This window comes from Caulobacter sp. Root1455, from assembly GCF_001426905.1.
Taxonomy (GTDB): Bacteria; Pseudomonadota; Alphaproteobacteria; order Caulobacterales; family Caulobacteraceae; genus Caulobacter.
Window position 1 is genome coordinate 57,038 of the sequence record NZ_LMFQ01000023.1, and the last position, 12,488, is coordinate 69,525.

7 protein-coding genes are annotated in these 12,488 nt (G+C 70.2%); 5 read left to right on the forward strand and 2 right to left on the reverse strand.

Annotation, left to right across the window (positions count from 1 at the left end; genetic code table 11):
- Positions 1-139: 139 nt before the first annotated feature.
- Positions 140-949, reverse strand: coding sequence for an undecaprenyl-diphosphate phosphatase (locus ASD21_RS16060; RefSeq protein WP_056444147.1), 810 nt, complete (start codon positions 947-949; stop codon positions 140-142).
- A gap of 247 nt (positions 950-1,196) precedes the next feature.
- Between ASD21_RS16060 and ASD21_RS16065 the strand changes: the two genes are divergently transcribed.
- Both ASD21_RS16065 and gltB read left to right on the forward strand, forming a co-directional pair.
- A complete protein-coding gene (locus tag ASD21_RS16065) occupies positions 1,197-2,645 on the forward strand; it encodes an NAD(P)-dependent oxidoreductase (protein ID WP_056443366.1) in 1,449 nt (482 codons plus the stop codon).
- A 128-nt stretch (positions 2,646-2,773) separates the two neighbouring features.
- Positions 2,774-7,303, forward strand: coding sequence for a glutamate synthase large subunit (gene gltB / locus ASD21_RS16070; protein ID WP_056443369.1), 4,530 nt, complete (start codon positions 2,774-2,776; stop codon positions 7,301-7,303).
- Between the two features lie 29 nt (positions 7,304-7,332).
- Here the strand turns inward: gltB and ASD21_RS16075 are convergent, their stop codons facing one another.
- A complete protein-coding gene (locus ASD21_RS16075) occupies positions 7,333-8,481 on the reverse strand; it encodes a citrate synthase (protein WP_056443371.1) in 1,149 nt (382 codons plus the stop codon).
- A 78-nt stretch (positions 8,482-8,559) separates the two neighbouring features.
- Here ASD21_RS16075 and ASD21_RS16080 point away from each other — a divergent pair, with 78 nt between their 5' ends.
- The 3 genes from ASD21_RS16080 (at position 8,560) to rfaE1 (ending at position 12,364) form a co-directional block, all read left to right on the forward strand.
- The gene (locus ASD21_RS16080; protein WP_056443374.1) at positions 8,560-9,696 is read left to right on the forward strand and encodes a citrate synthase/methylcitrate synthase; all 1,137 of its coding nucleotides are present in this window, start codon (positions 8,560-8,562) and stop codon (positions 9,694-9,696) included.
- Positions 9,697-9,887: 191 nt separating this feature from the next.
- Positions 9,888-10,826 carry a cation diffusion facilitator family transporter gene (locus ASD21_RS16085; protein ID WP_056443377.1) on the forward strand — a complete coding sequence of 313 codons (939 nt, stop codon included), beginning with the start codon at positions 9,888-9,890 and terminating at the stop codon, positions 10,824-10,826.
- 80 nt (positions 10,827-10,906) lie between these two features.
- Complete coding sequence (gene rfaE1 / locus ASD21_RS16090) at positions 10,907-12,364, forward strand: D-glycero-beta-D-manno-heptose-7-phosphate kinase (protein WP_056443381.1); 1,458 nt, start codon at positions 10,907-10,909, stop codon at positions 12,362-12,364.
- Positions 12,365-12,488: the final 124 nt, after the last annotated feature.

A 12,488-nucleotide genomic window follows, 5' to 3' on the forward strand; every position in this document is an offset into this window, starting at 1 on the left:
CCTCCCCCCGTGGGGGAGGTGTCGGCGCAGCTGACGGAGGGGGGAGTGATCGGACCTCGACCGCTGTCCGGATCGACGATCCCGAGACTCCCCCACCGGCCTTCGGCCGCCTCCCCCGCAGGGGGAGGGCCCGCGCCCGTCAGCGCGGGATGTAGATCAGCCCCAGGCCGATCACACCGACCACGATCCGCCACCAGGCGAACGGGGCGAAGCCGCGCTTGCCGATGAAGGCGATCATCGTCTTGACCACCAGCAGGCCCGACAGGAACGACACCACGAAGCCGACGGCGATCGTGCTGGCGTGGCTGGTGTCGATGTCCTTGTAGCTCTTGAGCAGGTCCAGGGCGAAGGCGCCGACCATGATCGGGATGGCCATGAAGAAGCTGAACTCGGCCGCGGCCTTGCGCTCGACGCCGATCAGCATCGAGCCGACGATGGTCGAGCCCGAGCGTGACACGCCCGGCAGCAGCGACAGGCACTGGAACAGGCCGATGAAGAACGCGGTCTTCAGGCTCAACGCCATGCCGTCCATCTCGCGCGGGGCGGGGGCCTTCTTGTCGACGATCAGCAGCAGGAAGCCGCCGATGATCAGCGACACGCAGATCACTTGCGGCAGGTAGGGGTTCTCGAAGAAGTGCTTGATCACGCCGTGCAGGAGGAGGCCGGCGGCGAAGGCGGGGATGCAGCCGATGATCACGCTGAGCGCGAAGCGCCGGGCCTCCGGCTTGGTCGGCAGGCCGACCACCACCTGCCACAGGCGCTGAAAGTAGACCGCCACCACGGCCAGGACCGCGCCCAGCTGGATCAGGACGATGAAGGTGTCCCAGGTCGGATCGGTCAGGCCCAGGGCGATCTTGGTCAGCAGCAAGTGTCCCGTCGAGGAGACGGGGATGAATTCGGTCAGGCCCTCGACCAGGCCCAGCACGATCGCGATCAGCCAATCCGGCATCGTCATTCCTTACAGGCGCACGGCCTCAAAACCCTGGGCCGGGCGTGCGCCCGACACGGTAAACAATCGGTTTATCCATAAAGTTGACTATTTTGGGTCACAGCTGAGAGTGGCTCGCAATAACCCGGGGCCCATCACGGATATATTTGTCCACAATTTTGACTGACGCATTCTTCTTGCCGCGAAGAGTCCGTATGAGGCCCGCGCACGCAAATTTTTCCCCGGAAGCGGGGACGAGGGAAGTCGCATGGCCGAGCGCATGCTGAAATTCACGACCGTCGCCCGCACGACGCCCGAAAAGCGGGCGGCCAGCGAGCGCAATGGCGACTTCCACGAGATCTACGCCGACTTCATCGACGCCAAGGCCACCGAGCAGGCCTCGCGTTGCTCGCAATGCGGCGTGCCGTTCTGCCAGACCCACTGCCCCCTGCACAACAACATCCCCGACTGGCTGCGGATGACCGCCGAAGGCCGTCTGGAAGAGGCCTACCAGCTGTCGCAGGCGACCAACTCCATGCCGGAGGTCTGCGGCAGAATCTGCCCTCAGGACCGACTGTGCGAAGGCAACTGCGTCATAGAGCAGTCGGGTCACGGCACCGTGACGATCGGTTCGGTCGAACGCTACCTGACCGACAAGGCCTGGGAGATGGGCTGGGTGAAGCCGCTGACGGCCAAGGCCGATCGCGGTCAGTCGGTCGGGATCATCGGCGCCGGCCCGGCCGGCCTGGCCGCCGCCGAGAAGCTGCGCGAGGAAGGCTACGCCGTCACCGTCTACGACCGCCACGACCGGGCCGGCGGACTGCTGATCTACGGCATCCCCGGCTTCAAGCTGGAAAAGGACGTGGTCGAGCGCCGCACCCGGCGCCTGGCCGACGGCGGCGTGGTGTTCAAGCTGGGCTTCGAGGTCGGCAAGGACGCCACCCTGCAGGACCTGCGCGACCGGCATGACGCCGTGCTGATCGCCGTGGGCGTCTACGCCGCGCGCGACCTGGTGGCCCCGGGCGCCGGCAGCCAGGGCGTGGTGCCGGCCCTGGACTATCTGATCGCCTCCAACCGCACGGGCCTGGGCGACAGCGTCCCCGCGTTCGAGAGCGGCGTGCTGAACGCCGACGGCAAGGACGTGGTCGTGGTCGGCGGCGGCGACACCGCCATGGACTGCGTGCGCACCGCCATCCGCCAGGGCGCGACCTCGGTCACCTGCCTCTATCGCCGCGACAAGGCCAATATGCCGGGCTCCTTGCGCGAAGTGGCCAACGCCGAGGAAGAGGGCGTGATCTTCGAATGGCTGGCCGCCCCGCGCGCGGTGATGGGCGAGGCCACGGGCGTCACCGGCGTGCGCGCCATCCGCATGCGCCTGGGCGCCCCGGACGCCTCGGGCCGCCAGACCCCGGAAGAGATCGAGGGCGGCGACTTCGACCGTCCGGCCCAGCTGGTGGTCAAGGCCCTGGGCTTCGAGCCCGAGAACCTGCCGGAGGCCTGGTCGGCCCCCGACCTGAAGACCACGCGCTGGGGCACGGTCAAGGCCGACGTCCGCCACCAGATGACCAATCTGGACGGCGTGTTCGCGGCCGGCGACATCGTGCGCGGCGCCTCGCTGGTGGTGTGGGCGATCAAGGACGGCCGCGACGCCGCCGACGCCATGCACCGCTACCTGATGACCAAGACCGGCGCCGCGGCGCTGATCGCGGCGGAGTAGGCGGCTGGTTCCCTCGTCCTTCGACAAGCCCGGGATGAGGAAACCAGACCGCCAGTGACGCTTCAGTAGCCCTCATCCTGAGCTTGTCGAAGGACGAGGGCGGACCAAGAAACTCTTCGGAGGCCGCTATGGCCCAAGACATCGACCTGTACTTGAAGAACCGCCAGGCCCTGATCGACGGCCACGCCTATGATCCCACCACCGAGCGCGACGCGTGCGGCGTGGGCCTGGTCTGCGCCATCGACGGCCAGCCGCGCCGCGAAGTCGTCGAACTGGCGATCAAGGCCCTCAAGGCCCTGTGGCACCGGGGCGCGGTCGACGCCGACGGCAAGACCGGCGACGGGGCCGGCGTGTTGGTCAGCGTGCCGCAGGACTTCTTCATCGACCAGGTGCGCCGCACCGGCCACGCCCTGCGCCAGGGCCCGATCGCCGTCGGCCAGATCTTCCTGCCGCGCACCGATCTGGGCGCCCAGGAGGCCTGCCGCACGATCGTCGAAGCCGAGGCCCTGCGCTTCGGCTTCTACATCTATGGCTGGCGCCAGGTGCCGGTGAACACCGCGGTGATCGGCGAGAAGGCCAACGCCACCCGTCCCGAGATCGAGCAGATCATGCTGGCCGCCCCGGCCGGCCTGGAAGGCGAGGCCCTGGAGCGCGCCCTGTTCCTGTGCCGCAAGCGCATCGAAAAGCGCGTCCATTCCCAGAACCTGTCGGGCTTCTACATCTGCTCGTTCTCGGCCAAGTCCTTGATCTACAAGGGCATGTTCCTGGCCGAGCACATCGATGAGTTCTATCCGGACCTGAAGGACGAGCGGTTCAGCGCCGCGGTGGCGATCTTCCACCAGCGCTATTCGACCAACACCTTCCCCGAATGGCGCCTGGCCCAGCCGTTCCGGATGCTGGCCCACAATGGTGAGATCAACACCATCAAGGGCAACATCAACTGGATGAAGTCCCACGAGATCAAGATGGCGGCCGACGCCTTCGGCGAGTTCGGGGACGACGTCAAACCGGTGATCCAGCCGGGCGGTTCGGACAGCGCCAACCTGGACAACACCTTCGAGGTGCTGGTCCGGGCCGGCCGCGACGCGCCGATGGCCAAGACCCTGCTGGTGCCGGAAGCCAACAGCCCGCACATGAAGCCGGCCCACAAGGCCCTCTACAGCTACTGCAACGCGGTGATGGAGCCGTGGGACGGCCCGGCCGCCCTGTGCGCCACCGACGGCCGCTGGGTCGTGGCCGGCAAGGACCGCTCGGGCCTGCGCCCGCTGCGCGTGGCCTATACCGACGACGGCCTGGTGATCATGGGCTCGGAAGCGGGCATGTGCGGCGTCGAGGAAAGCCGCATCACCCGCAAGCTGGCGATCTCGCCGGGGCGGATGATCGCCATCGACCTGGCGGGCGGCAAGCTCTACGGCGAAGACGACATCATCGACGAACTGGCCGGCCGGCACCCCTATACCGACTGGCTGGGCAACATGGTCGATCTCGAAAAAGAGATCGGCCCCGGCCCCGAGCCGCGCAAGTACGGCCGCGAGGAGCTGACCCGCCGCCAGGCCGCCGCCGGCTTCAGCCTCGAGGACCTGGAAATGGTCCTGGCCCCGATGGTCGAGGAGGGCAAGGAAGCGGTCGGCTCGATGGGCGACGACGCGCCCCTGGCCGTGCTGTCGGAAAAGTACCGGCCGCTCAGCCACTTCTTCCGCCAGAACTTCAGCCAGGTGACCAACCCGCCGATCGATCCCCTGCGGGAGACCGGCGTGATGAGCCTGAAGACCCGGTTCAAGAACCTGGGCAACATCCTGGCGCAGGACGCGGCCCAGGCCGACGTCTACGTGCTGGAAAGCCCGGTCCTGACCACCGGCATGTACGAGCGCATCCACGGCCTGCTGGGCGAGAAGAGCGTGGTGGTCATCGACTGCACCATGCCGCTGCCGGCCCCGGAAGCCCGTCCCGGCGACGCCCTGCGCGCCAATCTCGACCGCATCCGGGCCGACGCCGAGGACGCGGTGCTGCGCGGCTGCGGGGCCATCGTTCTGACCGACGAGGGCTCGGGCGAGGACCGCGTCGCCCTGCCGATGATCCTGGCCACCGGCGGCGTCCACGCCCATCTGGTCGCCAAGGGCCTGCGTTCGTACGTCTCGATCATCGTCCGCTCGGCCGAGTGCCTGGACACCCACTATTTCGCGGTGCTGGTCGGCGTCGGCGCCACCGCGGTCAACGCCTATCTGGCCCAGGAAAGCTTCCAGGACCGCCTGGAGCGCGGCCTGATCGGCGACAAGTCGCTGCGCGACGTCTGCATCAACTTCAAGACGGCCATCGAGGGCGGTCTGCTGAAGATCATCTCCAAGATGGGCATCAGCGTCATCTCCTCGTACCGCGGCGGCTACAATTTCGAAGCCGTCGGCCTGTCGCGCGCCCTGGCCGCCGAGTTCTTCCCCGGCATGCCCTCGCGCATCTCGGGCATCGGCCTGGCGGGCCTGGAGAGCAAGGCGGTCGAGCTGCACCGCAAGGCCTGGGGCGAACCGGCCGTGACCCTGCCGGTCGGCGGGCTGTACAAGGTGCGCCGTTCCGGCGAGGCCCATGCCTTCGAGGCGCGGCTGATCCACACGCTGCAGAGCGCCTGCGACACCGGCGACTTCGAGCTCTATCGCCGCTGGTCCAACGGCCTGCGCACCCAAAAGCCGATCCAGCTGCGCGACCTGCTGGACTGGCGCTCGGACCGCAACCCGATCTCGACCGACGACGTCGAGAGCGTCAACGAGATCCGCAAGCGCTTCGTCACCCCCGGCATGAGCCTGGGCGCCCTGGGCCCCGAGGCGCACGGCGTGCTGAACATCGCCATGAACCGGATCGGCGCCAAGTCGGTGTCGGGCGAGGGCGGCGAGGACTCGGCGCGCTACAAGCCCCTGCCGAACGGCGATAACCCCAACAGCGCCATCAAGCAGGTGGCCTCGGGCCGGTTCGGCGTCACCGCCGAATATCTGAACCAGTGCCGCGAGATCGAGATCAAGGTCGCCCAGGGCGCCAAGCCCGGCGAGGGCGGGCAACTTCCTGGCTTTAAAGTCACGGAGATGATTGCACGTCTGCGCCACGCCACGCCCGGCGTGATGCTGATCAGCCCGCCGCCGCACCACGACATCTATTCGATCGAGGACCTGGCCCAGCTCATCTATGACCTCAAGCAGATCAATCCGATCGCCCGGGTCACGGTGAAGCTGGTGGCCGCCACCGGCATCGGCGCGATCGCGGCCGGGGTGGCCAAGGCGAAAGCGGACGTCATCCTGGTGTCCGGCAATGTCGGCGGCACCGGCGCTTCCTCGCAGACCTCGGTCAAGTACGCCGGCGGTCCGTGGGAGATGGGGCTGTCGGAAGCCAACCAGGTGCTGACCCTGAACAACCTGCGCCACTCGGTGGTGCTGCGCACGGACGGCGGCATCCGCACCGGCCGCGACGTGGTGATCGCCGCCATGCTGGGCGCCGAGGAGTTCGGCATCGGCACCGCCTCGCTGGTGGCCATGGGCTGCATCATGGTGCGCCAGTGCCACTCCAACACCTGCCCGGTCGGGGTCTGCACCCAGGACGAGGCCCTGCGCGCCAAGTTCACCGGCACGCCGGAAAAGGTCATCAACCTGTTCAGCTTCGTGGCCGAGGAAGTCCGCGAGATCCTGGCGGGCCTGGGCTTCAAGTCGCTCCAGGAAATCGTCGGCCGCACCGACCTGCTGGCCCAGGTGTCGCGCGGTGGCGAGCACCTGGACGACCTGGACCTCAACCCGCTGCTGGTCCGCGCCGATCCCGGCCAGAACAAGCCCTACTGCACCGTCGAAGGCGGCCGCAACCCGGTGCCCGACACGCTGGACGCCCAGATCGTCCGCGACGCCGCGCCCTTGCTGGAGCGCGGCGAGAAGATGCAGCTGACCTACACGGTCCGCAGCACCGCCCGGTCGATCGGTTCGCGCACCTCCAGCCACATCGTGCGCAAGTTCGGCATGAAGGGCCTGCCCGCCGGTCACCTGACCGTCCAGCTCAAGGGCTCCGCCGGCCAGAGCCTGGGCGCCTTCGCGGTCCAGGGCCTGCGCATCGAGCTGACCGGCGAGGCCAACGACTATGTCGGCAAGGGCCTGTCGGGCGCGACGATCGTCATCAAGCCGGCCCGCGGCCTGGCGGCCCCCGAGACCAACACCCTGATCGGCAACACCGTGCTGTTCGGGGCCACCTCGGGCCGGCTGTTCGCGGCCGGCCAGGCCGGCGAGCGCTTCGGGGTCCGCAACTCCGGCGCCACCACGGTGGTCGAGGGCTGCGGCGCCAACGGCTGCGAATACATGACCGGCGGCCAGGTGGTGATCCTGGGCCCGACGGGCGGCAACTTCGGGGCCGGCATGACCGGCGGCATGGCCTTCGTCCTGGACCAGCACGGCCGGTTCGAGAACCTGGTCAATCCCGACAGCATCCTGGTCCAGCGCCTGGCCTCGCCCTATTGGGAAGGCGTGCTGCGCTCGCTGGTGGCCGAACACGCCCGCGAGACCGACTCGGCCTTCGCCGAGAGCCTGCTGCGCGACTGGGACCGGGTGCGGGACCTGTTCTGGCAGGTCTGCCCGAAGGAAATGATCTCGCGTCTGCCGCAGCCCCTGGCGGCGGAAGAGGCGGTCCACGAGCGGGCTTAAATCAGGCCCTCCCCCTGTGGGGGAGGGACTTAGGCTGCCGGCTTTGGCCCGATGTACCGCGCCCGGGGCCTTATCAGCTTCCCCGTCTGCAGCTGCTCGATCGCATGGGCGTGCCAGCCCGCCATCCGCCCCACCGCGAACAGGCTGAACGGCGCGTCGGCGGGCAGGGACAGGGCGCGGGCCATGGCGACCAGGGCGAAATCGATGTTGGGGGCCAGGCCGGTGGCGGCCTCGGTCTCGGCCCGCAGCTCGGCGAGCATGGGCGGAACCTTGAACGCGCCCAGCAACGCCGCCGCGCGCGGATCGCCGTCCGGATAGAGCGGGTGGCCGAAGCCCGGCATGGCCGAGCCCTGGGCCAGGCGCTCGGCCACGGCCTTGGCCGGTCCGCGCCGCTCGGCCTCGTCGACGAACATCTCGACCCGCGCCGCCATGCCGCCGTGCAGGGGTCCCGACAGCGCCGCCAGCCCGGCCAGGGAGGCCGCCGCCAGCGAGGCGCCGGTCGAGGCGGCGACCCGTACCGCGAAGGTCGAGGCGTTCAGCTCGTGGTCGGCCAGCAGCACCAGGGTCCGGCGCACCAGGTCCGCGCCCGACGCGTCCAGGCCCCAGGCGTCGGCGAGCCGTCGGTGGATCGCGCCTTCGCCGACCGCGCCGGCCACCGCGTCGGCGGCGGCCTCCAAGAGGCCAGCGGCCTCCATGGCCAAGGCTAGAGGCGCGCGGCCCCGGGCCGGCGGATCGATCCCGGCCCGGGCGGCCAGGGTCGAGAACAGCCGGGCGCGCGGCGTCTCGCCCTTCTTGGGTTTCTTCGGTTCGGACCCGGTCAGCGGCGCGCCGTGGCCGCCGCGCAGCAGGCGGGCCACCTGCTCCAGGCTGTGCATGCGGGCCAGGTCCACGGCGTCCTGGCCGCGATAGAACAGCCGCCCGCCCTCCACCGTGGTGATCGCCGAGGGCAGCACGGGCTCGCCCCAGGCGATGGCCTCGGCCGCGACGTCCGCGGCGCGCCGGCCCCGGGCCTTCTTGGCGGCCAGGGCGGCGACGTCGGAGGCGCGGTAGAGGCTGCGGCGCGGATCGTCCGGATGGGCGGCCGCGCCGACCCGGCCCCGGCTGACATAGGCGTACAGCGTCTGGGCCCGCACCCCCAGCGTCGCCATCGCCTGTTCCGCGTCGATCCATTCGGCCATTTATATTGATTACATTGATCAAGATTGACGATCAAGTCTCGCGGGCGTGGATTGGGCGGCGAAAGGAGACCTATTTCCATGTCCAAGGGTCTTTCCACCCCCCAAGCCGCCGCCCATGCCGCTGAAGGCCTGGAAGGCGTCGTCGCCGCCCACACCGTGCTGTCCGACGTCGACGGCCAGGCCGGCCGCCTGACCATCCGGGGCTACGCCGTCGAGGACCTGGCGCACCGCGCTGGGTTCGAGGACGTCGCCCACCTGCTGCTCGACGGCTTCTTCGACGCCATGCCTTCGGACCTGGCCCCCGCCCTGGGGGCGGCCCGGGTCCGCGCCTTCGCCGAGGTCGCGGCCCTGGACGAGGGCTTGGCCAAGCGCGATCCCGTCGAGGCCGTCCGCGCCCTGATCGCCCGCCTGCCGGACGGCGACGGGCTGGACACCGCCCTGCTGCTGATCGCCGCCCCGGCCGTCTTCACCCCCGCCGTGCTGCGGGTCGCCGGCGGCCAGTCGCCGGTCGCCCCGGACCCGGCCCTGTCGCACGCCGCCGACATGCTGGCGATGACCCGCGGCGTCCCGGCCACGGACGGGGAGGCGAGGGCGCTGGACGCCTATCTGGTCACGGTCTGCGACCATGGCCTGAACGCCTCGACCTTCGCCGCCCGGGTGGTGGCCTCCACCCGCGCCGGCCTGACCTCGGCGGTGCTGGCCGGGATCTCGGCCCTGAAGGGCCCGCTGCACGGCGGCGCGCCCGGTCCGGTGATCGAGATGCTGGACGCCATCGGAACGCCCGACAACGCCGAGGCCTGGCTGCTGAACGCCCTGGCGCGCGGCGACCGGCTGATGGGCTTCGGCCATCGCATCTACCGGGTCCGCGACCCGCGCGCCGACGCCCTGAAGGCCGCGATCCGCCAGCTGGCCCAAAATGCGAGCTTGGCCTCGAACGCCGTGCCCGGCCGCCTGGCCTTCGCCGAGGCGGTCGAGCAGGCCGCGCTGCGGATTCTGCGCGAGCGCAAGCCCGACCGCGCGCTGGAGACCAATGTCGAGTTCTACACCGCCCTGCTGCTGGAAGCCCTGGGCCTGCCGCCGGCCAGCTTCACCTGCGTGTTCGCCATGGGCCGCACGGCCGGCTGGATCGCCCACGCGCGCGAGCAGCTGGCGACCGGCAAGCTGGTGCGCCCGCAGTCGGTCTATGTGGGGCCGAGGACGAAGGCGGCGGCTTGAACCTCTCCTCACCCGTGCAACGGGGGAGGTGGCTCGGCGCGAAGCGACGAGACGGAGGGGGCGTCGTGCGGCGGGAACGCCCCCTCCGTCACGATGCGTATTCGCATCGCGCCACCTCCCCCGCGATGCGGGGAGGAAAGCGCGAGTCGTTCGCGCTGTGGCTGCGCGCTTAGCCTTGCTAAACAGCGGGCATGTCCGTCTCCACGCCCGCCCTGACCGCCGCCGAGTCCCTGGTCCTCACCCGCCGGGTCACGACCCTGTCGGTGGCCGTGGCGGCGGTGCTGATCCTGATCAAGGGCGCGGCCTGGCTGGCTGGCCACTCGGTGGCCATGCTGGCCTCGTTGGCCGACAGCAGCCTGGATCTGGTGGCCTCGCTAATCACCTTCTACGCGGTGCGCTACGCGGCCGAACCGCCCGACGCCGAGCACCGCTTCGGACACGGCAAGGCCGAGGCCTTCGCCAGCCTGACCCAGGGCGGCCTGGTGTTCGCCTCGGCGGCGCTGATCGGCCAGGAGGCCATCCGCGCCCTGTTCAGGACCCAGCCGCCGGAGCACGGCATGCTGGGCGTCGGGGTCATGGTCGCCTCGATCCTCCTGACCCTGATGCTGATCCGCGCCCAGACCGAGGTGACCAAGAAGACTCGCTCGGTGGCGGTGTCGGGCGACCGCGCCCACTACGCCGCCGACCTGGCCTCGAACGCCGTGTCGCTGGTGGGCGTCGGCGCGGCCAGCTTGCTGCACCTGGCCTGGGTGGACGCCGCCGCCGGCCTGATCGTGGCGCTGTGGCTGCTGTGGGGCGCGATCGGCGTGTTCCGCGAGGCGGCCCACCAGCTGATGGACCACGAATTGCCGCTGGAGGACCGCCAGACGATCATCGCCCTGATGACCGCCGACCCCCGCGTGCTGGGCGTCCACCAGGTGCGCACGCGCGCCTCGGGACCCTACATGCACGTCCAGGCGCACATGGACCTGGATCCGGCCCTGCCCCTGAGCGTCGCCCACGCGGTGATGGTGTCGGCCGAAAACCGGGTTCTGGAGCGGTTTCCGGCCGCCGACATCCTGCTGCATCCCGATCCGCGCGGCGTGGCCGAGCCGCATGGCGGGGCGTTCGGCGAGGCGCCGCCGCACTGAACGCGCATCGCCGGGCTTGCCGACCGCGCTCCACGGGGCCAAATGGCGCTACTCCCTGTGACGTTAGAGCGACCGACCTGATGGACGACACCCTGGCCAAGCTGCCGCGAGCCTTTTCGGGCGCCACCGTGCTGGTGCTGGGCGACGTGATGCTGGACCGCTTCGTCTATGGCGCGGTGGACCGCATCTCGCCCGAGGCGCCGGTGCCGGTGATCGCCGTCGAGCGCGAGACGGTGATGCTGGGCGGAGCGGGCAACGTGGCCCGCAACGTCGCGGCCCTGGGCGGGCGGGCGGTGCTGGTGGGCGTGGTCGGCGACGACGACGCCGGCCGGGTGCTGACCGGCCTGATCGACCGCGAGCCCAGCCTGGATTCGGCCCTGATCGTCGACGCCCAGCGCCGCACCACCGAGAAGACCCGCTACATCTCCGGCTCGCACCAGATGCTGCGCGCCGATCGCGAGGACAAGGGCGAGGCCGACGGCCAGGCCCTGCTGGCGGCGTTCAGCGCCCACCTGCGCGAGGTCGACGTGGTGGTGCTGTCCGACTACGCCAAGGGCGTGCTGACCCCGGTGGTGCTGAAGGCCGCCATCGCCGCGGCCAACGCCGCCGGCAAGCCGGTGATCGTCGATCCCAAGAGCCGCGACTTCACGCGCTATGACGGCGCGACCCTGATCAAGCCGAACCGCCGGGAGGCCGCCGAGGCCACCGGCGTGGCCGGGGCCGGCGACGAGGCCGCCGCCGAGGCCGCCGACGCCATCCTGTCCACGGCCCCCAACCTGGCCGCCGCCCTGATCACCCGGGGCGGGGCGGGCATGACCCTGGCCGTGCGCGGCGAGGCCCCCGTCCACCTGCCGGCCACGGCCCTGGAGGTGTTCGACGTCTCCGGGGCCGGCGACACCGTGGCCGCGACCCTGGCGCTTTCGCTCGCTCGCGGCGCCAGTCCGCTGGACGCGGCTCGCCTGGCCAACCTCGCCGCCGGGCTGGTGGTGGCCAAGCTGGGCACCGACGTGGTCACCGCCGACGAGCTGGTCGGCCTGGCCCACGGCGAGCACGCCGACCCGATCGCCGACAAGATCGCCGACCTCGACGGCGCCCTGGCCGTCGTCGCCAGCTGGCGGGCGCGGGGCCTGAAGGTGGGCTTCACCAACGGCTGCTTCGACCTGCTGCACCCCGGCCACGTCTCGCTGCTGGCCCAGGCCAAGGCCGCGTGCGACAGGCTGATCGTCGGCCTCAACACCGACGCCTCGGTCCAGCGCCTGAAGGGTCCGACCCGGCCCGTGCAGAAGGAGACCGGCCGCGCCACCGTGCTGGCCTCGCTGTCGTCGGTGGACCTGGTGGTGCTGTTCGACGAGCAGACCCCGCTGAACCTGATCAGGGCCTTCCGCCCCGACGTGCTGGTCAAGGGCGCCGACTACACGGTCGAGACCGTGGTCGGCTCCGACGTCGTGCTGGGCTACGGCGGCAAGGTGGTGCTGGCCGAATTGAAGGCCGGCCAGAGCACGACCAACCTGATCGGCCGGATGAACGCCAAAGCTTGAGCGTAAGAGTTAACGCCGGCCCTTCAGGTCAAACGGCCCGAATTTAGTCGCGAAGTCGACGGAAGACCGGTGTTCAGCAAGTTCTTGTTAAACAAAACGGCGCATCGATCGAACGATGCAGCCT

Bases quoted from the DNA above. Each gene is read 5' to 3' on its own strand.
- ASD21_RS16060 (WP_056444147.1), bottom strand. From the start codon at position 949: ATGCCGGATTGGCTGATCGCGATCGTGCTGGGCCTGGTCGAGGGCCTG.
- ASD21_RS16065 (WP_056443366.1), top strand. From the start codon at position 1,197: ATGGCCGAGCGCATGCTGAAATTCACGACCGTCGCCCGCACGACGCCC.
- gltB (WP_056443369.1), top strand. From the start codon at position 2,774: ATGGCCCAAGACATCGACCTGTACTTGAAGAACCGCCAGGCCCTGATC.
- ASD21_RS16075 (WP_056443371.1), bottom strand. From the start codon at position 8,481: ATGGCCGAATGGATCGACGCGGAACAGGCGATGGCGACGCTGGGGGTG.
- ASD21_RS16080 (WP_056443374.1), top strand. From the start codon at position 8,560: ATGTCCAAGGGTCTTTCCACCCCCCAAGCCGCCGCCCATGCCGCTGAA.
- ASD21_RS16085 (WP_056443377.1), top strand. From the start codon at position 9,888: ATGTCCGTCTCCACGCCCGCCCTGACCGCCGCCGAGTCCCTGGTCCTC.
- rfaE1 (WP_056443381.1), top strand. From the start codon at position 10,907: ATGGACGACACCCTGGCCAAGCTGCCGCGAGCCTTTTCGGGCGCCACC.